This is a genomic window from Williamsia phyllosphaerae (assembly GCF_014635305.1).
Classification (GTDB): Bacteria; Actinomycetota; Actinomycetes; order Mycobacteriales; family Mycobacteriaceae; genus Williamsia_A; species Williamsia_A phyllosphaerae.
The window spans coordinates 1,213,116-1,234,596 of sequence record NZ_BMCS01000001.1; the positions used below are offsets into that span (position 1 = coordinate 1,213,116).

At 67.8% G+C, this 21,481-nt stretch carries 22 protein-coding genes; 10 read left to right on the top strand and 12 right to left on the bottom strand.

The features are described from left to right. Positions 1-117 precede the first annotated feature (117 nt). On the top strand, positions 118-489 hold the full coding sequence (locus IEV93_RS05610) for a nuclear transport factor 2 family protein (protein ID WP_188487694.1): 372 nt from the start codon (positions 118-120) through the stop codon (positions 487-489). Positions 490-503: 14 nt separating this feature from the next. Here IEV93_RS05610 and IEV93_RS05615 read toward each other — a convergent pair whose 3' ends face one another. Both IEV93_RS05615 and IEV93_RS05620 read right to left on the bottom strand, forming a co-directional pair. After that, positions 504-1,181: an SDR family oxidoreductase gene (locus tag IEV93_RS05615; RefSeq protein WP_188487696.1), complete on the bottom strand. Its 678-nt coding sequence runs from the start codon at positions 1,179-1,181 to the stop codon at positions 504-506. A 35-nt stretch (positions 1,182-1,216) separates the two neighbouring features. Continuing rightward, complete coding sequence (locus IEV93_RS05620; protein WP_188487699.1) at positions 1,217-1,798, bottom strand: TetR/AcrR family transcriptional regulator; 582 nt, start codon at positions 1,796-1,798, stop codon at positions 1,217-1,219. Positions 1,799-1,905: 107 nt separating this feature from the next. Between IEV93_RS05620 and IEV93_RS05625 the strand changes: the two genes are divergently transcribed. Then, positions 1,906-3,249, top strand: coding sequence for a cytochrome P450 (locus tag IEV93_RS05625; protein WP_188487701.1), 1,344 nt, complete (start codon positions 1,906-1,908; stop codon positions 3,247-3,249). 6 nt (positions 3,250-3,255) lie between these two features. On the opposite strand, the gene IEV93_RS05630 is transcribed toward IEV93_RS05625, so the two are convergent. Continuing rightward, the gene (locus IEV93_RS05630) at positions 3,256-3,726 is read right to left on the bottom strand and encodes an SRPBCC family protein (RefSeq protein WP_188487703.1); all 471 of its coding nucleotides are present in this window, start codon (positions 3,724-3,726) and stop codon (positions 3,256-3,258) included. Between the two features lie 113 nt (positions 3,727-3,839). Between IEV93_RS05630 and ilvD the strand changes: the two genes are divergently transcribed. Further along, the gene (gene ilvD / locus IEV93_RS05635; RefSeq protein WP_188487705.1) at positions 3,840-5,546 is read left to right on the top strand and encodes a dihydroxy-acid dehydratase; all 1,707 of its coding nucleotides are present in this window, start codon (positions 3,840-3,842) and stop codon (positions 5,544-5,546) included. 16 nt (positions 5,547-5,562) lie between these two features. On the opposite strand, the gene IEV93_RS05640 is transcribed toward ilvD, so the two are convergent. After that, the gene (locus IEV93_RS05640; protein ID WP_188487707.1) at positions 5,563-6,258 is read right to left on the bottom strand and encodes a YceI family protein; all 696 of its coding nucleotides are present in this window, start codon (positions 6,256-6,258) and stop codon (positions 5,563-5,565) included. Positions 6,259-6,427: 169 nt separating this feature from the next. Between IEV93_RS05640 and ggh the strand changes: the two genes are divergently transcribed. The 3 genes from ggh (at position 6,428) to IEV93_RS05655 (ending at position 10,240) form a co-directional block, all read left to right on the top strand. After that, positions 6,428-7,768, top strand: a complete 1,341-nt coding sequence (gene ggh, locus IEV93_RS05645; protein WP_188487709.1) for a glucosylglycerate hydrolase — start codon at positions 6,428-6,430, stop codon at positions 7,766-7,768. A 79-nt stretch (positions 7,769-7,847) separates the two neighbouring features. Beyond that, complete coding sequence (locus IEV93_RS05650; RefSeq protein WP_188490395.1) at positions 7,848-9,212, top strand: hemolysin family protein; 1,365 nt, start codon at positions 7,848-7,850, stop codon at positions 9,210-9,212. Further along, a complete protein-coding gene (locus IEV93_RS05655; protein WP_188487711.1) occupies positions 9,209-10,240 on the top strand; it encodes a CNNM domain-containing protein in 1,032 nt (343 codons plus the stop codon). Before IEV93_RS05650 ends, IEV93_RS05655 begins: the two co-directional genes overlap by 4 nt. 44 nt (positions 10,241-10,284) lie before the next feature. Here IEV93_RS05655 and IEV93_RS05660 read toward each other — a convergent pair whose 3' ends face one another. Together IEV93_RS05660 and IEV93_RS05665 are read right to left on the bottom strand one after the other, a co-directional pair. Further along, a complete protein-coding gene (locus IEV93_RS05660; RefSeq protein ID WP_371873795.1) occupies positions 10,285-12,390 on the bottom strand; it encodes a PhoX family protein in 2,106 nt (701 codons plus the stop codon). 103 nt (positions 12,391-12,493) lie between these two features. Continuing rightward, positions 12,494-13,075, bottom strand: coding sequence for a TetR/AcrR family transcriptional regulator (locus IEV93_RS05665; RefSeq protein WP_188487715.1), 582 nt, complete (start codon positions 13,073-13,075; stop codon positions 12,494-12,496). A 133-nt stretch (positions 13,076-13,208) separates the two neighbouring features. On the opposite strand from IEV93_RS05665, the gene IEV93_RS05670 reads away from it, so the two are divergent. Further along, the gene (locus tag IEV93_RS05670; protein ID WP_188487717.1) at positions 13,209-13,943 is read left to right on the top strand and encodes an SDR family NAD(P)-dependent oxidoreductase; all 735 of its coding nucleotides are present in this window, start codon (positions 13,209-13,211) and stop codon (positions 13,941-13,943) included. A 20-nt stretch (positions 13,944-13,963) separates the two neighbouring features. Here IEV93_RS05670 and budC read toward each other — a convergent pair whose 3' ends face one another. From budC to IEV93_RS05700, 6 genes are all read right to left on the bottom strand, one after another. Next, complete coding sequence (budC, locus tag IEV93_RS05675; protein WP_188487719.1) at positions 13,964-14,749, bottom strand: meso-2,3-butanediol dehydrogenase; 786 nt, start codon at positions 14,747-14,749, stop codon at positions 13,964-13,966. An 85-nt stretch (positions 14,750-14,834) separates the two neighbouring features. Continuing rightward, on the bottom strand, positions 14,835-15,440 hold the full coding sequence (locus IEV93_RS05680) for a TetR/AcrR family transcriptional regulator (RefSeq protein WP_188487721.1): 606 nt from the start codon (positions 15,438-15,440) through the stop codon (positions 14,835-14,837). A 59-nt stretch (positions 15,441-15,499) separates the two neighbouring features. Further along, positions 15,500-15,883, bottom strand: coding sequence for a thiol-disulfide oxidoreductase DCC family protein (locus tag IEV93_RS05685; protein WP_188487723.1), 384 nt, complete (start codon positions 15,881-15,883; stop codon positions 15,500-15,502). A gap of 67 nt (positions 15,884-15,950) precedes the next feature. Next, complete coding sequence (locus tag IEV93_RS05690; protein WP_188487725.1) at positions 15,951-16,760, bottom strand: LLM class F420-dependent oxidoreductase; 810 nt, start codon at positions 16,758-16,760, stop codon at positions 15,951-15,953. A 39-nt stretch (positions 16,761-16,799) separates the two neighbouring features. Continuing rightward, complete coding sequence (locus IEV93_RS05695) at positions 16,800-17,225, bottom strand: ester cyclase (protein WP_188487728.1); 426 nt, start codon at positions 17,223-17,225, stop codon at positions 16,800-16,802. Between the two features lie 47 nt (positions 17,226-17,272). After that, on the bottom strand, positions 17,273-17,980 hold the full coding sequence (locus IEV93_RS05700) for an SDR family NAD(P)-dependent oxidoreductase (protein WP_188487729.1): 708 nt from the start codon (positions 17,978-17,980) through the stop codon (positions 17,273-17,275). A gap of 91 nt (positions 17,981-18,071) precedes the next feature. Here IEV93_RS05700 and IEV93_RS05705 point away from each other — a divergent pair, with 91 nt between their 5' ends. The 3 genes from IEV93_RS05705 to IEV93_RS05715 are packed head-to-tail and all read left to right on the top strand — an operon-like array spanning position 18,072 to position 21,457. After that, a complete protein-coding gene (locus IEV93_RS05705) occupies positions 18,072-18,833 on the top strand; it encodes a TetR/AcrR family transcriptional regulator (protein WP_188487731.1) in 762 nt (253 codons plus the stop codon). A 35-nt stretch (positions 18,834-18,868) separates the two neighbouring features. Next, positions 18,869-20,137: a DNA polymerase IV gene (dinB, locus tag IEV93_RS05710; protein WP_443098497.1), complete on the top strand. Its 1,269-nt coding sequence runs from the start codon at positions 18,869-18,871 to the stop codon at positions 20,135-20,137. Between the two features lie 57 nt (positions 20,138-20,194). Next, on the top strand, positions 20,195-21,457 hold the full coding sequence (locus IEV93_RS05715; protein WP_229704907.1) for a lipase family protein: 1,263 nt from the start codon (positions 20,195-20,197) through the stop codon (positions 21,455-21,457). Positions 21,458-21,481: the final 24 nt, after the last annotated feature.

Genomic DNA, 21,481 nt, shown 5'->3' on the forward strand with positions numbered 1-21,481 from the left:
CTTCGAACGGTCATGCGTCCCTCGTTTTGGGACATTGCGGCGGGAAAAGGTTCATGGGTTAGTGTCCATCACTAGAACACGTTCTAGTTCCAGGGCCGAAGAAACGAGGATGGACGCATGAGCAGCGAGAAGATCCGGGCAACCGTCGAGAGCTACGTCGAACTGGTCGGAGCAGGCACGGCGGAGGCCGTCGTCGACCTCTTCGCCGAGGGCGCGACGGTCGAGGACCCCATCGGCGCCGACGTCCGTTCCACCCGCGAGTCGCTGTTGGAGTTCTACGGTGCGATCGCCGGGCTCGAGCGGTCGACGTCGCTGTCGTGGGTTCGCATCGCCGGTGACACCGCCGTCTTCGAGTTCTCGCTGACCACCGCGGCCGGCGACGCGTCGTTCCAGGTCACCCCGATCGACATCATGCGGTTCGACGACGACGGCCGCGTGGTCAGCATGCGCGCGGTCTGGGATCCGGCGACCGACCTGAAACAGATCTGACCGATGCGCGGCGTTCAGCGTCGCGCGGTCGGACGCAGGATGATCTCGGTGGGATGTGCGTCGGCGGGCGTGGCGATCGCGTGGGCGACCGCGGCCGCGACGGTGTCGGGCGCGAGGAAGCGTGACCCGTCGTATTCGCCGCCCTCCATCGCGACGATGTCGGCCTGCATGTCGGTGTCGATGCGTCCGGGATAGACCGAGGTCACCCGCAGACCGGGTTCCTCGGCGCGCAGCGAGTCGGCGAATGCCCGCAGCGCGAACTTGCTCGCCGCGTAGGCACTCCACCCGGGATTGGCGTTGCGTCCGGCCCCCGAGTTGATGAACACGATGTGCCCGCCCACCTCGCGCAGCGCGGGGAGTAGCAGCCGCGTCAGCTCCGCGACGGCGATGAGGTTGACCTCCATGATCCGGCGGTACTCGTCGGCGGGCGTCTCCTCGACGGTGCTGATGCTGCCGACGCCCGCGTTGTGCACGAGCACGTCCAGGGAGTCGATGGCGTCGACGGCGTCGGCCATCTCCTCGTGGTCGGTCAGCTCGACCGGCCAGGTCGACGATCCCTCGAGCTGGGTGGCCAGGGTGTCGAGTTCGGACGACGGTCGGCCGCCGAGCAGGAGGTCGTGCGTGGGGGCGAGGGTGCGCGCGATGGCGGCGCCGAGACCGCGACTGGCGCCGGTGATCAGAGCTGTGGGCATCTCCCGAGCGTAGTGACCCGCGTCTGCGGCCCGGGTCAGCCCGTCGCGGGGCCGAGCAACCGCGTGGTGGCGATGATGGCCGTCTCGACGACGTCGTCGACGGGCCGGTTCTCCTCGACGACCAGGGCGGTGAGCTCCTCGAGCCCGCCGACGAGGAAGCGGGCCATCTCGACCGTCACCGGCGCGATGTCGGGGGTGCGCAGCGACGCGGTGTCGCTCAGGCCCACCAGCAGGGCGATGAACTGGTCCCGCGGACGCGACTGCAACGTGACGGTCGGGTCGCCGAGTGAGGGCAACTCGCGGACGTAGCTGCGGATGACCGCCGGATGCGTCTGTACGCCTGCGAAATACGCGGTGATCGCCTGTCGGACCTGGACTCGCCAGTCGGCGGTCATGTCGACCGCGTTCGCGACCATCCCGAGGATCTCACCGTGCACCGAACGCAGCAGCGCGAAGTAGCAGTCGTCGAGACCGCTGAACTCCTTGTAGAAGGTCCGACGGGACGTCCTGGCGTGGGCGACGATCTCGCCGATCGTGGTGTCTCGGTACGTGCGTTGCGTCAGCGACGCCGCCATCCCGGCCATCAGGCGGTCCCGGTACGAGGGTGCGGTGGTCACGATTCCCTTCCGATGCCCGACGTCAACCACGCATTCGACCGTACGCCGCGCACGTGCTGGTACGTTGGAGTACCTGCAGACCGACGCGATCTCCGAAGGGTTCCTCCATGACCACCGACATCACCTCGGACGTCGCCGGCCCGTGTCTTCCACCGTCCTCGCGGCTACCGAGATCGGTTCAGGGGGCACTGTTCATCGCCTCCCGACGTCGGCTGTTCGCGCTCATGCGCCGACGCCACGGTGTGGACTACACGGTGAACGTGCCCATGTTCGGCAACGCGGTGGTCCTCGGCGACACCGATCTGATCCGGCAACTGTTCCTCAGTGGATCGGATGTGGTGCACAACGTCCGCCCCAACCTCGGTCGCGTTCTCGGACGGGCGTCGATGTTCTCGCTGGAGGGCGAGGAGCACCGTCGGCAACGCAAACTGCTGACCCCCCCGTTCCACGGCAAGCGGATGCGGGAGTACGAGTCGATCATCGTCGAGGAGACCCTGGCCGAAGCGCGAACGTGGCCGTCTGGGAAAGAATTCGAGTCGCTGGCCCCGATGATGCGGATCACGCTGAACGCCATCCTGCGTGCGGTGTTCGGCGCCGAGGGCGAGGAGCTCGAGGTCTTCCGCAGACACATGCCGGAGTGGATCGAGCAGGGTTCGCGGATCTCGGTGCTCCCCAAGCCGCCGTTCGACTTCCCCGGGTCGCCGTGGCGCCGGTTCCACACCAACCGGCGCCGCTTCGACGAACTCGTCGACGCCCTGGTCGTGAAGGCGCAGGCGGACCCGGACTTCGAGAACCGATCCGACATCCTGTCGTTGATGCTGCGTAGCCGGTACGACGACGGGACGGCGTTGTCACGTAAAGAGATCGCAGATCAGCTGTTGACCATGCTCGCCGCCGGCCACGAGACGACCGCGAACACGTTGGCCTGGGCGGTCGAACGACTGACCCGCCATCCCGATGTCCTGCGTCGGCTCTACGACGAGGTCGACGCCGGCGGCTCCGAGCTGCGCCAGGCCGTCATCTACGAGGTCCAGCGCTCACGTCCGGTGATCGACCTGTGTGGTCGCACCGTCACCGCCGACTCGCTGACCCTCGGCGAATGGACCATCCCGCGTGGCCGGGTGGTGCTGGTGAGCATCGCTCAGGTGCAGGCCGACGAGGCGCTGTTCCCGCACGCCGACCGATTCGACCCGGACCGCTTCCTCGGGTCCAAGCCCAGCACCATCTCGTGGATCCCGTTCGGCGGTGGCACGCGGCGCTGCATCGGCGCAGCGTTCGCGAACATGGAGATGGACGTCGTGTTGCGAGAGCTGCTCCGGCACTACGACATCGAGACCACGACGGCCCCCGACGAGGCCTGGCACTCCCGGGGGGTCGCGTTCAACCCAGCGAAGGGCGGACGTGTTCGGTTGTCACCACGCCGTCCCGCCGCCTCCCGCGTGCCCGACTGAAGTCCCTCAGCGGCCGGACTCGGCCTGTTCCTTCAGGTTGCGCAGGCCCCTCTCGAAGTCCTTGCCGATCAGCTTGTCCATGGGCACGACCTTCGCGAACAGCTTGGCGAACCCGGTGGAATGGCCGGCCATCGTCCAGTCGACCGTCGTCGACGACTCGGTCTCGACGATCGTGAACACGACGGTGCTCTCGGACGAGAACGGCTTGTCGAACCTGAGGTCGATGGCCACGCGTCCCGGTCGATCCGCCTCGGTGATCGTCATGCCGCCCGCGCCGGCCTTGCGGTTGCCCCGCCATTCGTAGGAGGCGCCCTGTCCGGAGTCCGGGCCGCTGTAGGTGCGCTCGACGTCGGGGTCGTTGCGCTCCCACGGTGACCACGCGGTCCACTCGTGGAAGTCGGCGACCAGTCCGAAGACGGCATCGGCGGGCGCGGTGATCTCCGTCGAACGGGAGACGGTGTACGGGGTGGGTGCCATGCCGTCGAACGGTAGCCGGATCGGGCGCCCGTCGGAACGGGTTTACGCTGGCTCCGGAGTTCCATTCACCGGGCAGCCCAGCCCGATTCTCGATGAAGAAGGTCAGGAGCGTCATGTCGACGGAGGACAACTCACCGGACGTCAAACCCCGCAGTCGCGACGTCACCGACGGCCTGGAGAAGACCGCGGCGCGCGGGATGCTGCGCGCGGTCGGCATGGGTGACGACGACTGGGTCAAGTCGCAGATCGGTGTCGCGTCGTCGTGGAACGAGATCACCCCCTGCAACCTCTCGCTCGAGCGTCTGGCCAAGGCGGTCAAGGTCGGGGTGCACGCGGCGGGCGGCTTCCCGCTCGAGTTCGGCACCATCTCGGTGTCCGACGGCATCTCGATGGGGCACGAGGGCATGCACTTCTCGTTGGTCTCGCGCGAGGTCATCGCCGACAGCGTCGAGACCGTCGTCAGCGCCGAACGTCTCGACGGGTCGGTGCTGCTCGCCGGATGCGACAAGTCGCTACCCGGAATGCTCATGGCCGCAGCACGACTGAACCTCGCGAGCGTCTTCCTCTACGCCGGCTCCACCCTCCCGGGATTCGCGACGCTGTCGGACGGCAGCGAGCACCAGGTCACCATCATCGACGCCTTCGAGGCCGTCGGAGCCTGCTCGCGCGGCCTGATGTCGCGCGCCGACGTCGACACCATCGAACGCGCGATCTGTCCCGGTGAGGGTGCCTGCGGCGGCATGTACACCGCGAACACGATGGCCAGCGCCGCCGAGGCGCTGGGGATGTCGTTGCCGGGCAGTGCTTCTCCGCCCGCGCCCGACCGACGTCGCGACCAGTTCGCGCACGCCAGCGGCGAGGCCGTCGTCGAACTCCTCCGTCGCGGGATCACCGCGCGCGACATCATGACCCGCGAGGCGTTCGAGAACGCGATCGCCGTCGTCATGGCGTTCGGCGGGTCGACCAACGCGGTTCTGCACCTGTTGGCCATCGCACACGAGGCCGAGGTCGAGCTGACCCTCGACGACTTCACCCGCGTCGGTGCCCGGGTCCCGCACCTCGCCGACGTCAAGCCGTTCGGCAAGCACGTCATGACCGACGTCGACGCGATCGGCGGCGTGCCCGTGGTGATGAAGGCCCTGCTCGACGCGGGCCTGCTGCACGGGGACTGCCTGACGGTGACCGGCCGGACCGTCGCCGAGAACCTCGCCGACATCGCCCCGCCCGACCCCGACGGCAAGGTGCTGCGCGCGATGAGCGAACCGATCCACCCCACCGGCGGGATCACGATCCTGCAGGGATCCCTCGCCCCGGGTGGTGCGGTGGTCAAGTCCGCCGGGTTCGACTCCGACGTGTTCGTCGGCACCGCCCGCGTCTTCGAGCGTGAGCGTGCGGCGATGGATGCCCTCGAGGACGGCACGATCGCGGCCGGCGACGTCGTCGTCATCCGCTACGAAGGCCCCAAGGGTGGTCCCGGCATGCGCGAGATGCTCGCCATCACCGGTGCGATCAAGGGCGCCGGCCTCGGCAAGGACGTCCTGCTGTTGACCGACGGGCGTTTCTCCGGCGGCACCACCGGACTGTGCGTCGGCCACGTCGCACCCGAGGCCGTGGACGGCGGCCCGGTCGCCTTCGTGCGCGACGGTGACCAGATCCGGCTCGACGTCGGGACCGGGACACTCGATCTGCTGGTCGACGAGGCGGAGCTCGAATCACGCAGGCAGGGCTGGGCACCGCTGCCCCCGCGGTACACCCGCGGGGTCCTGTCCAAGTACGCCAAGCTCGTCGGCTCGGCGTCGCAGGGAGCGGTCTGCAGCTGAGCCCGGGCCTGCGCGATCAGGCGCGGTCGAGGTTGACCAGGAACTCGATGGACCCGGTCTTCTCGACCTGGACGAAGCCCAGCGTCGGCGCCTCGACGCCGTAGTCCGACCACGTCACCGGGATCGATCCCTGCACGATGACCGAGGTCCCGGATCGTTCGACGTTGAGATCGGTGCTGACGTAGCGCTTTTCGCCCTTGAGGGTCATCGTGCCGGTCACCGGGACCGTGGCGGCCTCGCCCGAGGCCGGGACCCCGGAGATGTCGGCGGGAGCGGTGATCTCGAACGTCGCGGTGGGGTGCGCGGAGGTGTCCATGATCCCGGAGCCGCGGAACCGGTTGTCGCGCGACGAGTCCGGGCTGGTGATGGACGCGACGTCGACGGTGATGGTTCCGCTCTCCAGCTTGTCGGCGGCGACGTCGATGCCGCCGGTGACCTTCGTGGTGCGACCGTTGACCGTGATGTTCTCGCCGCGCAGCACCTCGTCGACCCGGTACCCGGCCTGCGTGCGGGTGTCTTCCGCGTCCGGCCCGGCGACCACGGTCCACGCGCCGTTGACGTCGCCCTGGGCGGCCTGGGTCTGTGACGGCAGGGTCAGCGCCTCATCGGCGTCGTCGACGATCCAGTTCTTGTAGACCCACGGTCCGGCGGCGATCGCCACGACCACGACCACGACGATCACTCCGGCGGCCCACAGCAGCTTTTTCTTCATGTCGCTCCGTCTCATCGTGTCCTGGTGCGGTGATGAGTCCCGAAGATATGCGGCGATCCTGAAAACCTCCTGGCAAATTGGTGCGAATCGGACGTGTCCCGGTGCCATCGGCGGTGGGCTCGACCGCGCCGCCGCGCGCGAAACCGCAGGTGTGCGGGACAATGGCGACGTGGCGAACCTCGGCTTCACCCCGACCCAGCTGTCGGCGCGCGCGGCCTATCTCCTGCGCGGCAACGATCTCGGCACCATGACCAGCGCCGCACCCAAGCTGTACCCGCACATGTGGAGTTGGGACGCCGCGTTCGTCTCGGTCGGTCTGGCACCGCTGAGCGTGGAGCGTGCGGTCATCGAGATGGACACGCTGCTGTCGGCCCAGTGGACGAACGGGATGATCCCGCACATCGTGTTCGCCAACGGCCGCGACGGGTACTTCCCCGGTCCGGCGCGCTGGGAGTGCGCAAAACTCGCCGCCCACGCACCGACGACCGCAGACACCTCCGGCATCACCCAGCCGCCCGTCCATGCGATCGCCGTGCAGCGGATCCTGGACCAGTCCCGTCGACGTGGGCGCACGACCCGCGCGGTGGCCAACGAGTTCCTCGATCGGCGGTGGGGCGACCTCGTCCGGTGGCACCGGTGGCTGGCCGATGCCCGGGATCCGGGTGGGCGGGGTCGGATCACGCTGTTCCACGGGTGGGAGTCCGGAATGGACAACTCGCCGCGTTGGGATGCCGCGTACGGCAACGTCGTCCCCGGCGACGATCTGCCGCCGTACACACGTGCCGACCTGATGCACGTCGCCGACCTCACCATGCGCCCGACCGACCTGGAGTACGACCGATACCTCTGGTTGGTCGAGCAGATGAAACGGGTGAACTACGACGACGCCCTGCTGCCCGAGGTGATGAGCTTCGCCGTCGAGGACGTCTTCGTCAGCGCCATCTTCGCCGTCGCCTGCGATGTGCTCGCGACCATCGGCGAGGACTACTCGAAGCCACGGGCGGACGTCCGGGACCTGCGTGCGTGGGCCGATCGCTTCCGCGCCGGTGTGGTGTCGGCGACCAACGAGCGCAACGGCATCGCCCGCGACTTCGACCTGCGTGCGGGACGGTGGATCAACACCGAGACCATCGCCGCGTTCGCCCCCCTGCTGTGCGGCGGGCTGCCCCGCGACCGCGAGCGGACGTTGCTGCGAATCTTCGAGGGCCCGCGCTTCTGCGGGCATCCCGACCTGAAGTACGCGGTCCCCCCGTCGAACTCACCCATCGCGGCGAACTTCAAACCGCGCGAGTACTGGCGCGGACCGGTGTGGCCGGTGATCACCTGGCTCTTCTCGTGGGCGTTCGCCCGCCGAGGCTGGCCCGAACGATCGGCCCGACTCCGCGAGGAGGGGTTGCGCCAGGCGCAGGACGGCGCGTTCGCCGAGTACTACGAACCGTTCACCGGCGAACCGCTGGGGAGCATGCAGCAGAGCTGGACCGCCGCGGCCGTTCTGGACTGGCTCGACTAGGTCACCCCGAAGAGTAAAGGAACTTTTACGTTCAGTTGGACGTAGAACTGTCGTGACGATCCTCGGAATCCTCGCCGGCATGCTCGTGGTCCTCGTGATCACCGCGTTCACCGGCTACTTCGTCGCGCAGGAGTTCGCTTACATGGCGGCCGATCGCTCACGACTCAAAGCCCAGGCTGCAGCGGGTGACCGCAGCGCCGAGCGTGCACTGCGGGTGACGCGACGGACCTCGTTCATGCTGTCCGGCGCACAACTCGGCATCACCGTCACCGGCCTGCTGGTCGGCTATGTGGCCGAGCCGTTGATCGGCGAGGGCGTCGGTGAACTGCTGGGCGGTCTCGGGTTCGTGGCCGCCACGGGTGTCGCGTTGGGCACCATCGTCGCCGTCGTCCTCTCGACGCTCGTGCAGATGCTGTTCGGCGAGCTGTTCCCCAAGAACCTGGCCATCGCCCGACCCGAGCCGGTGGCGAAGTGGCTCGCCCGGTCCACCACGCTGTACCTGTCGCTGTTCGGGTGGCTGATCTGGCTCTTCGACCAGTCCTCGAACCTGCTGCTCAAGGTGCTCGGGATCAAGCCTGTCCACGACGTGGAGCACTCCGCGACACCCCGCGACCTCGCGCACATCGTCGCCGAGTCGAGGGCCACCGGCGAGCTCGCCCCCGATCTCTCGGCGTTGCTCGACCGGATCCTGGACTTTCCCGGGCGGACCGCAGCGCACGCGATGATCCCGCGGTCGCGCGTCGACACGATCTCGTCCGGCGATGACGTGCCGGCGGTTCTGGCCGTCATGGGTTCCGGGCACACGCGCTACCCGGTCATCGGCGACGGTCCCGACGACCTACGAGGTGTGATCGCGCTGCACGACATGCTCTCCGATGACCTCTCCGGCACCGCGAACGACCATGTGCGGCCCGCGGTGATGGTGCCCACGACCCTGCCGCTGCCCGCCGTGCTGACGACGCTGGAGTCGGCGCACGCCGAGATGGCGCTGGTCATCGATGAATACGGCGGATTCGCCGGAATCGTCACCGTGGAGGACATCGCGGAGGAGCTCGTCGGCGCCATCGACGACGAACACGACGCGGGCACGGCCGGCGCGGTCATCGGTTCGGTCGATGAGGGGTGGTCGATGCCGGGCGACCTGCCCATCGACGAGGTCGAGCGCGTCATCGGTTTCCGTCTGCCTGCAGGCGATTACGAGACCCTGGCCGGCGCGACGATCCACGCGGCCGGTGGATTCCCCGAGAAGGGGAGCCACGTCGTCATACCGCTCGAGGCCGACGCCGCCGATCTCGTCCATGATGACGACCCACCCGGGCGAGTGCTGACGGTCGTCGTCGCGGCGGTCGAACGGATGGTCCCCGCGCGCGTAGAGGTGCGGGTGGACATGGCACACAACGACACCGACGACCACGCCGCAGCCGACATGGAGACGACACGATGAGCAATCCCTGGGTACTCGTCCTCGTCACCGCAGGGCTGATCGCCGCGAGCGCATTCTTCGTGGCCATCGAGTTCGCGCTCATCGCCGCCCGCCGCCACCGACTCGAGGACGCCGCGGTGAACAGCCGTGCGGCGCGAGCCGCACTGCGCAGCGCGTCGGATCTGTCGGTGCTGCTCGCGGGTTCACAGCTGGGCATCACGGTCTGCACCCTGGCGTTGGGAGCGGTGACGAAGCCGGCCGTGCACTACTGGCTGACACCGCAGTTCGAGAGCCTCGGTGCACCACTGTGGATCGCCGACGTCATCGGTTTCGTGCTCGCGCTGATCATCGTGACGTTCCTGCACCTCGTGGTCGGTGAGATGGCGCCGAAGTCGTGGGCCATCGCACACCCGGAACGGTCGGCCACGCTGCTCGCGATCCCCATGCGCGGCTTCATGTTCCTCACCCGACCGCTGCTCGTCGGCCTGAACCACATGGCCAACTGGTGCCTGCGTCGCGTCGGCGTCGAGCCCGTCGATCAGACCGACGGCACCCAGGACACCGAAGGACTGCGGCACCTGGTCGAGCACTCCGGCACCGTCGGCACGCTCGACGAGCGCTACCACGGACGGCTGACCAGCGCGCTGGACATCGAACGCCTCGCCATCGGCGACATGGTCGGGGAGTCAGGGACCCTGGCGACCATCGCGGCCGTCGATGTCGGTGCATCGATCGCCGAGATCAGGGCGACCGCCCGGACCAGTGGCCACCTGCGGTTGCTGGTGCGTGCCGGCGCCAACACCGTCGGCGTCGTGCACGTCCGCGACAGCCTCACCGCCGAGAGCTCCAGCACCGCGGGGGATCTCATGCGCTCACTGCTCCGCGTCGACGCGCACGAACCGGTGCACGCGGTGCTGCGGACGATGCGTGAGACCCGAACCCATCTCGCCGTCGTGCAGTCCGCCGACACCGGCGATGTCCGCGGCGTGGTCACCCTCTCCGACGTGGTCGACCGCCTTCTGCCGGGAACGGTCGCCGCGACCACGTAGCGGTTCGTGCCGCCAGGCGACACGAACTGCTACGAACTCGACCCTCAGACCCCGATCTTGCCGCCGGTCTTCCACACCGCGACCACCGACGGACGGGGCTGCGAGCTGCCGCCGTCGGGCCAGTGTGAGTACGGCTTGTCCGCGCTGTACTCGTCCTCCTCGCCCGGGTGCTGAACGCAGACGATCACCCGGTCCTCGGTGATGATCGGCCCACAGGTCTCGGCGCCACGTGGGACGGTCAGGAACTGCTTTGTCTCGCCGCGGTTGTCGCCGTCGAGCGCGACCGCGAACAGGCCGTCGTTGCTCTTCAGCGCGTTGCCGTCGGTGGAGATCCACAGGTTGCCGTGCGGATCGAAGGCCACGTTGTCCGGGCATGAGATCGGGCTGACCTTGGTCTTGTCGAACCCGCCGTAGTAGGTGTCGGCCTCGGCCGGGTCGCCGCAGACCAGCAGCAACTCCCAGGTGAACTCAGTACCGGCGTGATCGTCGGTGAACTCGATGATCTGACCGTTCTTGTTCTCGTTGCGCGGGTTGGCCTCGTCGGCGCCGGCCTCACCATCGGTGCCGCGCTTGGTGTTGTTGGTCAACGCGCAGTACACCTTGCCGGTCTTGGGGTGCGGCTCGATGTCCTCGGGGCGGTCCATCTTGGTGGCACCGGCCTTGTCGGCGGCGGTGCGGGTGAACACCGCGACCTGCGCGGCGGTCATACCGGCGATCTTCGAGTCCGACGAGCCGTCGTCGTTGACGGTGAGCAGCGGGATCCAGGTGCCCTTGCCCGCGAACTTCCCGTCGGCCGGAAGCTTTCCGCTGCCGTCGATCTGATCGGGTGCCTCGCCCGTGAGTTTGGCGACGTAGAGCGTACCGACCTCGAGGATGCGCAGATTGCTGCGCATCGCCGACGCGCCGTTGCCGGGCGTGATCTTCTTCGACGACACGAACTTGTAGATGTACTCGAAACGCTCGTCGTCGCCGGTGTAGGCGACGACGGTCCCGTCGGAGGTGACGAAGATGTTGGCCGACTCGTGCTTGAGACGCCCGAGCGACGAGTGCTTGATCGGAGTGGACTTCGGATCGTGCGGGTTGACCTCCACGACGTAGCCGAACCGGTTGGCTTCATTGGGATCCCGGGCCAGGTCGAAGCGTGACTCGTACCGACCCCACACGTGGTAGTCGGCGTCGTCGGCGAAGCTGTACCGGTCGAGGCCCTCTTTCGCGGCCGGGTCGGTCACCTTGTCGGCGTTGGAGAAGTAGTTGTTGTAGTTCTCCTCACCCGAGAGCATGGTGCCCCACGGGGTCAGACCGCCGGAGCAGTTGGCGATGGTGCCGAGCACGGTGGTCCCGGCCGGATCGGCCGTGGTCTTCACGTACTCGCTGCCCGCAGCGGGTCCGGTGAGGGTGAACGGTGTCGACGCGGTGATGCGCCGATTACGCTGTCCGACAACCGGGGTCAGCTTGCCACTACCCGACTCGGACGTGACCTCGACGACGGTGATCCCGTGTGCGGCCATCGACACCCGTGCCTGGTTCTCGGTCGGGTCCAGCTTCTTGTAACCGGTGAACATGAACTCTTCGGTCGTGTACTCCTGGTTGCACACGAGGTAAAAGTTGTTCGGCTCGCCGTCGATCGCGATCAACCCGGCGAAGTCGTTGTTGAAGCCGAACTGCATCTCCTGGGCCTGCGGGGTCTGCGAGGCGAAGTCGAAGGCCGGCGCGCCGGGCATCACCGGGTCGCCCCAGCGGATGACGACGGACTGCTCGTAACCGTCCGGGACCACCAGGGCGTCCTGGGTGTTGGGCGCGACGGGGGTGAAGGCCATGCCGTCGCCCGAGCCGGACCCGGTGACCGGGGGTGTCGACGGCGTCGAGGTGGACGCGCTGTCGTCACCACAAGCGGCGAGCGCGGCGGCCGCGCCCACACCCACGGCGACGGTCGCCGAGCCCTTGAGGATCGAGCGTCGGGAGACCATCGTGCGCACCACGTCGCCGAAGTACTCGTTGTCGCTGGTGTTGCCGGGCTGGTGCCGGCACGCGTCACCGCATTTGTAGAGGCATGTCACCCGAGCGCGCCCGGATGATCCGGGCGTGGCGCCGCAGGTCTGCGATCGGGCGCCTGCGGGCGCAGAGAAAAGGGTGAGAGGAATGCGAACCACGTGGATCTCCCAGGGCTGTGGAAGTGGACGAGAACGTCCGAACGCTACGTACCCCAGGTAAAGGGATCGCATGACCAAGGTAAATGGATGGCAAAGAAGCCGGTCATGGGTGGGACGCCGGGATCGCGGCGTCGATGAGTACGGCGGCGATGGCCGCCGCAGTCGAGAACGATCCCCGGTTGATGACGCGGGTGCGGGCAGCGGCGCCGTCGAGCAGCAGCGCCAGTTGTTCACCGAGTTGTTCGGGGTCGGTGGCCCCGGCCTCGCGAGCTGCGTCCGTGAGCCGTGCGGCGACGGCGAGCTTGTAGTCGCGCGCGTACTGCGACGCAGGGTGTTCTGGATCGTGGAGTTCGACGGCGGCCCCGATGTAGGGACACAGAGGCGCGGAGTCGGGGACCTCGAACGCGGCCATGAGTCGCTCCCGGGGTGAGAGATCCTCACGATCGAAGACTCCGGGCATGACGTCGGGATCGACCTGCCGCAGGTACTCGGCGATGAGTTCGTCTTTGTTCGTGAAGTGCTGATACGCAGTGCGTTTGGACACCTGTGCCACCGCGCAGAGTTGGTCCACCCCGGTGCGGTTGACGCCCTGCTCGCGGAACAGTTGCTGCGACGCCCCCAGGATGCGCTCCCGAGCCCCCCGCCCACGCCGCCGGCCCAGTGGGCCCTTCTCCAACTCCGCCATACCAGCACCATACGCCTTCGGTACCGATCGGTGTATGTAGCTTGCGGCCATTCACGATCGCCGCTAGCTTAAGTACACAGACCGGTACCAACCAGGACCGCCGGCTGTAGGACATCAACTCAGGGGAGTGATCGTGGGAAAACTCGATGGCAAGGTTGCGGTGATCACCGGCGCATCAACCGGGATGGCACTGGCGGGCGCCAAGCTGTTCGTCGACGAAGGCGCGTACGTCTTCATCCAGGCTCGACGGCAGGAATCGCTCGACGCCGCCGTCGACCTGATCGGCCGCAACGTCACCGCCGTACAGGGCGACGCGGCCGACCTGGCCGACCTGGATCGCCTGTACGACACCGTGAGGCGGGAGAAGGGATCCATCGACGTGCTGTGGGCCAGCGCCGGAATGGGTGAGGCGGCCGTCCTCGGCGAGATCACCGAAGATCAGTTCGATCGGGCGTTCTCGCTGAACGCGCGCGGCACCCTGTTCACCGTTCAGAAAGCGCTGCCGCTGATAAACGACAACGGTTCGATCTTCATGACGGGGTCCAGTGCCTCACTCAGTGCCTTTCCCGGTTGGAGTCTCTATGCGGGAAGCAAGGCCGTGCAGCAGGCCTGGGCTCGCGTCTGGCTGAACGAACTGCGCGACCGCAGGATCCGGGTCAACGTGCTCACCCCGGGCCAGGTCGCCACGGCCAAACAGGAGGAACTGTTCGACGAGGCGACCAAGAACGCATTCGAGGCACTCATCCCTCGCGGGGAGATGGGCCGTCCCGAAGAGATCGCCACCATCGCACTGTTTCTCGCCTCCGACGACTCCAGCTACGTCAACGGGCTGGAACTGCTCGCCGACGGCGGCACGACGGCTCTCTGAACGGATCCCGCCACTCTCGATCAGCCCGCGACGTGGGCCTGGCCGGTCGACGCAGAGGTGCCGCCGTCGACGGGCAGGATCACCCCGTTGACGTAGCGGGCGGCGTCGCTGGCGAGGAAGAGGAAGGCCGGTGCGATGTCCTCGGTCTCGGCCAGTCGGCCCAGCGCGACCCGGTTCTCGAACTGCTTGCGCACGACGTCGTTCCCGGTGATGCCGGAGACGGCATCGGTGTTGGTCACCGACGGGGCGACACCGTTGACCCGGACCCCCTTGGGCGCCCAGTCCAGCGCCAGTGACTGGACGAAGAGGGAGACCGCGCCCTTGGAGGCGTTGTAGACGGCCTGGTTCCAGTCGCCCCGTAGTCCCGAGACGCTCGACGTCGCGATCAGGGTGCCACCGCGCTGCGCGAGCAGTGGCAGCGTCTCCTGGGCGAGGTAGAAGAACCCGTCGATGTTGGTCGACCGGATGTCGGTCCACTGGTCCGGCGTGATGTCGGTGATGTCCCCGGGGATGAAACTCGCTGCGTTGCTGATGACGACGTCGATCCCGCCGTGATCACGAACCGTCGACGCGACCAGGTCTCGGATCTGATCGGGATCGGCCATGTCGGCCGCGAACGTCGACACCGATCCGGCCGGCAGACCTTCGGCGGCGGCGGCCAACTTCGCCTGGTTGCGTCCGACGATGACGACGTGCGCGCCGGACCGGGCGAAGTCTCCCGCGACCTGCAGGCCGATCCCACTCGCACCCCCGGTCACGATCACGACGTTGCCGGTGAAGTCGAAAGAAGCTGTCTTGGTAGTCATCTGGTGTTCCCATCTCGCCGGCCCACTCACCTGTTGGGCGGGCACGGGAACCACCCTACGCCGTTCTGTACCGATCGGACAAGAACTAGCTCGACGACGCAGACACCGGGCGCGGGATCGTCTCCACGACCTGGTCGAAGGCGGCCCGGAGGTGTTCGGTGGGCACGCCGCCCTTGCGCAGCGCCTCGAACCCGCGGATGACCGTCAGCAGCGTCCACGCCAGGGTGTCGGCGTCGACGTCGGCGGCGACGTCGCCCTCGTCCCGGGCCCGGGAAATGCACGCTGCCAATTCGTCGTGCCACCGGGTGAACGAGGCCGAGACGAGTTCTTTCACCGCCGGATCGAACGAGCCGAGCTCGGCCGCGGCCTTGGCCATCATGCAACCGCGGCCCGGCGAGTTTTCGACGTCGAGTCGGGCCGAGATGCGCAGATGCGCGGTGAGACGGTCGATGGCGCGCCCGTCCCCGGACAGTTCATCGCGCGCGTCGGCCACGGCGTCGCTGCAATAACCCTCGAGCGTTCGCATGAACAGCGCATGTTTGTCGCCGAAAGCCCCGTACAGGCTGCCCTTGCCGAGCCCGGTGGCCGCGGTCAGGTCCGCCAGAGATGTTCCGGCGTAACCGGTTTCCCAGAACTGCCGTCGAGCAGAGTCGAGAACGGCATTCTCGTCGAATTCGCGCGGGCGGGGCATGGGTCCGAGTCTAGTCGTTGGATACCGATCGGTCCATAACTGAGCGTCACACCGTGCGGTCAGCGCGCACAGTCACCCGGGGCCGAGGTGCAGTGCGGAGTGGTACCGGGGAAGTACTGCCGGTGGCCTGCGACCCAGCGGTAGGCGAGTTCCTGGACCTGGTGGACACCGGGGAGTCGGTACAGCGCCAACGGGATCTGGGTTCCGACCGCGGCCGCGACGGCGGCGTTGGCCGCGTGTGCCGCGGAGTAGACGGTGCCGTCGTCGTCGAGCCACCAGATCGAGTCCATGAACGTCTCCGCCGGGGCGCCCACGCGCTCCGCGGTGCCGGGGCGCTGCATGGGTTCGGTACGGACCGCACCCGTGCGGTTCATCCGCAGCAGCAGATTCTTGGCGCGGGTGCACATTCCGCAGTCGCCGTCGAAGAACAGAATTCCGGACATGGGTCCAGTCTGCTCTTCGACAGGCGCCTGCGGGATGTGATGATCGCGACGTCGGTCCGCGCGGTGCTCAGGCGATCGAGTCGCGCCAGCGGCAGAGTTCCTCGGCCACCGAGAGGTCATAGTCGGGACCGTTCACGCCCACCGTGAACAGCGTGATCCCGGCGGCGTGCAGTTCGTCGGCCTTGGCCACGAGCTCCTTGACCCCCTCGCCACGGCTCACGCCACCGTTCAGCTCGACACCGGCCGAATGTTGGATCTCGCTCGGATCGCGCCCGACGGCCGCGCAGTGTTCGGCGAGCACTGCGCTCTTGTGGGCGTAGCTCTCGGGGTCGACGAAGCCGTGCCAGATGTGTGCGTGCTGCGCCACCAACTTCAGGGTCTTCTTCTCACCCTGTCCGCCGATCAGGATCGGGATCTCGCGGGTGGGTGCGGGGTTCAGCTTGCCCAGGCGGGCGCGGATGCGCGGTAGCGCCGCGGCGAGGTCGTCGAGGCGGCTGCCCGCGGTCCCGAAGTCGTACCCGTACTCGTCGTAATCCTTTTCCTTCCAGCCCGATCCGATGCCCAGGATCAGTCGGCCGTCGGAGATGTTGTCGACGGTGCGGGCCATGTCGGCCAGCAACTCCGGGTTCCGGTAGGAGTTGCACGTGACCAGCGCGCCGATCTCGATGCGCGAGGTCTGCTCGGCCCAGGCGCCGAGCATCGTCCAGCACTCGTAGTGCGCGCCGTCGGGGTCGCCGTAGAGCGGGAAGAAGTGATCCCAGTTGAAGGCGACGTCGACACCCATGTCCTCCGCGCGACGTAGTGCGTCACGCATGTGTGAGTACTCGGGCGAGTGCTGGGGCTGGATCTGGACACCGATGCGTACGGGGGTGGTCATGTGTCCACGAATACACGGTGTGGGGGCCTGCGGACAGGGTTACGGCGCGTCGACGTCCTGAGATCGGCGAATGAAGCCGAACCAGTCCTCCAGATGCCAGGTGCGCCGTATTCGGCCGTCCGCGATCTCGTGGAACTCGTGCAGCGCTATGGCGATCTCACGAGCCGAACCGGGTACCCCCATGAGCGCCCCGGTGTGGACGCCGCGGATCTCGCAGCGCGTCGCGATGGTGCCGTCGCCGTCGGATCCGCGGCCGTCGACCACGTCGAGGACGACGATCTCCAGTCCACTGATCGCCTCGGCCAGCCCGCTGATGATCGGCACGGCCCCCTGGGGTCCGGGGCCCTGGCCGGGCGCGAGTGGGATGTCCTCCCAGTCCGGCGTGACCACGGTCTCGAGCAGGTCGGTGTCGCCCGAGAAGGCGCGATAGAACGTTGTGACGAGGTCGTCGATCGGATGGGTCATCGTGATTCCTTCGGTCGTTCGATGGTGTTGGGGGCTGGTGTGGTGGGTCACCACGGCAGTTCAGCGCCGTCTTGGAAGAAGCGCCCGGTCCCGGTGCCGGCGGGCAGTTCGATGACCCGGCGGATGCTCTCGGCCCCGTCGGCGATCGGGCGCCCGCCCTCGCCGCCCATGTCGGTGGCGGTCCACCCCGGTGAAGCGGCGTCGACGGTGATGTCGGCATCGGCCAGCTCTGCGGCGAGCATCCGGGTCAGTCCGTTGAGGGCGACCTTGGACGTCCGGTAGGCGGGGACGCCGGCACCCATCCGGGCCAGCGACGCCTGCTCGGAGGAGACGTTGACGATGCGCGCCGAGTGACCCTTTCGGAGAAGCGGCAGGAACGACTGCGTGACACGCCACGTGCCGATGAGATTGGTGTTCAGTGCTTCTCCGACGATGTCGAGGTTGGCGTCGACGGCGCTCTGCCAGGCGTCGAAATGAATGGCCGCGTTGTTGATCAGCACGTCGACTCGACCGAGATCGGACTCGACGGTCTCGGCGGCCGCGCGTATCGACTCGGGATCGGTGACGTTGAGAGCGAGCGGGACGATCGATCGGGCCGATCCGGCCTCGACCAGCTCGGCGGCTGCAGACCGTGCGGCCTCGGCGGTGCGCGCGGCGACCACGACGGTGTGGCCACGATCGGCGAGCTGGGCCGCCAGTTCGCGGCCGATGCCGCGGTTGGCCCCGGTGATCAGGGTGACGGTGGTGTCGGGCATGGAATCCTCCGGAGGTGTGATCGATGCTCACGTTGAGCATGCATCGACGCTAACACATCAACGATGTGACGAGGGTGTTATCGTTGCTCACATGAGCCGCGACGCGCCCCGATCGCCACGAGATCGGATCCTCGTCGCCGCCACGCGTCTGCTCGCCGAGGGTGGGCGCGACGCCGTGACCACGCGCGCGGTGAGCGCCGCGGCAAACGTGCAGGCCCAGACCATCTACCGCCACTTCGGCGACATGCGATCGCTGTTGCAGACGGTCGCCGCGGACGGATTCCAGCGCTTCCTGACGGCCAAGACCCGTCGTGAGCACGGAACCGATCCTGTGGGGGAACTGCGGGCCGGGTGGGATCTGCACATCGAGTTCGCAGAGGCGAACCCCGCGATTTACACGCTGATGTACGGCGAGCGACGACCAGGTCCGGGTGCGGACGAGTCCACCCAGGTCTACGAGGTGCTGCGCGGGATCGTCGAGCAGGCCGCCGCCGCCGGACGGCTGGCGCTGCCCGTCGACGTCGCGGCCGCCATGATCTACGCGACCGGCATCGGCGTCGCGATGACTCTCATCACCACCGATCCGACCGATCTGCCGGCAGCGCAATCCCTGTCGGCGACCACCCGAGACGCCGTGCTCGGCGCGGTCACCGTCGACGCCCTCGAGCAGCCTGCCGACCACGCCGCCGACGATGTGGCCCGCCACGCGATCGCGCTGCAGGCTCTGCTGGTGGCAGACGGCAATGAGGACCTGGGTCCCGCCGAGGCGGCACTGTTCGGGCAGTGGCTCGGCGTCCTGGCCCGTCGGGAAGCGCCCGCCGCGAACCCGCCCGGCGGCGCGTCGCCGGACTGAGGTTCTGCGGCCTTGTCGGGGCCGGATGCGAACATGTGTTCGTGCAGGATCGTGGTTCGGCGCAGCCCGCAGGTGACGCCACGATCCTCCATGCCGATCTCGACGCCTTCTACGCGTCGGTCGAGCAGCGCGACAACCCGGCGCTGCGCGGACGGCCGGTGATCGTCGGTGGCGGCGTGGTCCTGGCGGCGAGCTACGAGGCCAAGGCGTTCGGCATCCGTACGGCGATCGGGGGGCAGGAGGCGCGCCGAATCTGTCCGCAGGCGATCGTCGTCCCACCCCGGTTCGAGGCGTACACCGAGGCGAGCCGCGCGGTGTTCGAGATCTTCCGCGACACCACCCCGCTGGTCGAGGGGATCTCCATCGACGAGGCGTTCCTCGACGTGGGCGGCCTGCGTCGTATCGCCGGCTCACCTGTCGAGATCGCGACCCGGCTCCGGTCGCGAATCCACGCCGAGGTCGGACTCGCCATCACGGTCGGTGTCGCTCGCACGAAGTTCCTCGCGAAGGTGGCCAGCGCGGTCGGCAAACCCGACGGCTTGCTGGTGGTCCCCCCGGACGGCGAGATCGAGTTCCTCCACCCGCTACCGGTGGAGCGGCTCTGGGGCGTGGGCAAGGTGACCTCGGCAAAGCTGCACGGCAGCGGCATCCACACCGTCGGCGACATCGCCGACCTCGGTGAGGCGATGATGACCGCGCTGGTGGGCCCGGCCGCCGGTCGGCACCTGTTCGCGTTGGCCATGGCCCGCGACCCCCGTCCGGTCCACGTCGGCCGCCGCCGACGGTCGATCGGTTCGCAGCGCGCACTCGGCCGCCGACCCAAGACCGAGGCCGACATCGAGGCGTCGATCGTCGCGATCACCGACCGTCTCGGCAAGCGTCTGCGCACCGCGAACCGTGTCTGCCGGACGGTGGTCCTGCGTCTTCGTTTCGACGACTTCACCCGGGCGTCGCGCTCGCACACGCTGTCCGAGGCGACCGCCTCCACCGAGGTCATCCTCCTGGCCGCCCGACGCCTGCTGTCCGACGCGATGCCACAGCTCACCGACCGCGGGTGCACCCTCATCGGGTTGTCGCTGACCAACCTCGACAACGACGACGCGATCCAGCTGGCCCTGCCGTTCGGCGACACCGCCGCCGGGTCGTTCCGCGAGGAGAGCAGCGGCGGCGCGGTCACCATGGACACCGCTGCCCTCGACGGCGCGATGGACGAACTGCGCAACCGTTTCGGGGCGTCGGTGCTGACACGCGCGGTGCTCCTCAACCGCAGCGAGGGCATGGAGGTTCCGAAACTGCCCGATTGATCTGGACAGTCACCGGGTCGTCTGTCCAGAAAGGAACGTGTGTCATATGGTGAGTGCGTGAAATCACATCTACGCGCGATCGCGATCGCCGCCGCTGTGGTCATCGGGTCGGGAACCCTTACGTCGTTCACCGCTTCGACCGCCTCAGCCGCGCCGGACTTCTACACACCGCCGGCAAAGTACGACACGAGCCCCGGTTCGATCATCAAGTCGAGATCGACACCGATCTTCCTGCAGATCCCTGCGAATCCGCGCCCGTTCCCGGGCAAGGGAACGACCGTCATGTACACCTCCAAGCTGCAGGACGGCACACCCGCCGCTGTCACCGGCACCTACATCGAGCCGTTCGCGCCGTGGCGCGGCAGGGGTGCCCGCCCGACCATCGTCATGGCGCCGGGCACCATCGGCCAGGGTGACGAATGCGCGCCGTCGAAGCTGGTGTCGTTCCCCGTCGCGGTGGACACCAAGAACCTGACGTTGGCCTCCAACTATGAGCAGCTCTTCGCCAACCTGCTGCTCTACCAGGGCTACCGCGTGCTCATGACCGACTACATCGGTCTGGGAACCCCCGGCGTCCACACCTACGTCAACCGCGTCGAGGAGGGCCACGCCGTCCTCGACGGCGCGCGCGCGGCGCTGAAGTACGGCAAGCTGCCCGCCGATTCACCGGTGGGCTTCTGGGGCTACTCGCAGGGCGGCGGTGCGACCGCATCGGCGGCCGAGATGGCGTCCTCGTACGCACCCGAGCTGAACATCAAAGGCACCTATTCGGGCGCGCCTCCGGCAGACCTGCAGAAAGTGCTGAAGGCAGTCGACGGCTCGTCCATCACCGGCGTCATCGGTTACACGGTGAACGGGTTGGTGGCGAGATACCCCGAGCTGGGCCCGTTGATCCAGAAAGAAGCCAGCCCGGCAGGAAAAGCCGCCCTCAAGAAGCTGGCGACCTCCTGCATCGGTGACACCGCGTTCCGCTACGGCTTCCACCGCACCAGTGAGTGGACGACGTCGCGAAAGTCGCTGTTCGAGATCTCTCAGAAGTACCCGCAGATCCAGAAGGCATTGGCCGAACAGCTCATCGGGAAGTCGAAGCCCAACGCGCCGGTCCTGGTCGACACCGGGATCAACGACGACATCATCCCGCACGGGCAGGTGCTCGAGATGGTGCGGAGTTGGCGTGCTCAGGGTGCGGATGTGCGGGTCGTCAACGACGGAACGCCGCCGATCTTCCCATCGCTGGCCGTGAACCACGCGCTGCCGTACGTGTTCAGCACGCTGCCGGCATCGCAGTTCCTCTACGACCGGTTCAACGCTCCTAGCTGATCGGCCCCGCGCCGACCGATACGA

Bases quoted from the DNA above. Each gene is read 5' to 3' on its own strand.
- IEV93_RS05680 (WP_188487721.1), bottom strand. From the start codon at position 15,440: ATGCCCCGCCCGCGCGAATTCGACGAGAATGCCGTTCTCGACTCTGCT.
- IEV93_RS05640 (WP_188487707.1), bottom strand. From the start codon at position 6,258: ATGAAGAAAAAGCTGCTGTGGGCCGCCGGAGTGATCGTCGTGGTCGTG.
- IEV93_RS05700 (WP_188487729.1), bottom strand. From the start codon at position 17,980: ATGCCCGACACCACCGTCACCCTGATCACCGGGGCCAACCGCGGCATC.
- IEV93_RS05650 (WP_188490395.1), top strand. From the start codon at position 7,848: ATGCTCGTGGTCCTCGTGATCACCGCGTTCACCGGCTACTTCGTCGCG.
- IEV93_RS05695 (WP_188487728.1), bottom strand. From the start codon at position 17,225: ATGACCCATCCGATCGACGACCTCGTCACAACGTTCTATCGCGCCTTC.
- IEV93_RS05685 (WP_188487723.1), bottom strand. From the start codon at position 15,883: ATGTCCGGAATTCTGTTCTTCGACGGCGACTGCGGAATGTGCACCCGC.
- IEV93_RS05625 (WP_188487701.1), top strand. From the start codon at position 1,906: ATGACCACCGACATCACCTCGGACGTCGCCGGCCCGTGTCTTCCACCG.
- IEV93_RS05665 (WP_188487715.1), bottom strand. From the start codon at position 13,075: ATGGCGGAGTTGGAGAAGGGCCCACTGGGCCGGCGGCGTGGGCGGGGG.
- IEV93_RS05630 (WP_188487703.1), bottom strand. From the start codon at position 3,726: ATGGCACCCACCCCGTACACCGTCTCCCGTTCGACGGAGATCACCGCG.
- IEV93_RS05615 (WP_188487696.1), bottom strand. From the start codon at position 1,181: ATGCCCACAGCTCTGATCACCGGCGCCAGTCGCGGTCTCGGCGCCGCC.
- ilvD (WP_188487705.1), top strand. From the start codon at position 3,840: ATGTCGACGGAGGACAACTCACCGGACGTCAAACCCCGCAGTCGCGAC.
- IEV93_RS05705 (WP_188487731.1), top strand. From the start codon at position 18,072: ATGAGCCGCGACGCGCCCCGATCGCCACGAGATCGGATCCTCGTCGCC.
- budC (WP_188487719.1), bottom strand. From the start codon at position 14,749: ATGACTACCAAGACAGCTTCTTTCGACTTCACCGGCAACGTCGTGATC.
- IEV93_RS05655 (WP_188487711.1), top strand. From the start codon at position 9,209: ATGAGCAATCCCTGGGTACTCGTCCTCGTCACCGCAGGGCTGATCGCC.
- IEV93_RS05610 (WP_188487694.1), top strand. From the start codon at position 118: ATGAGCAGCGAGAAGATCCGGGCAACCGTCGAGAGCTACGTCGAACTG.
- IEV93_RS05690 (WP_188487725.1), bottom strand. From the start codon at position 16,760: ATGACCACCCCCGTACGCATCGGTGTCCAGATCCAGCCCCAGCACTCG.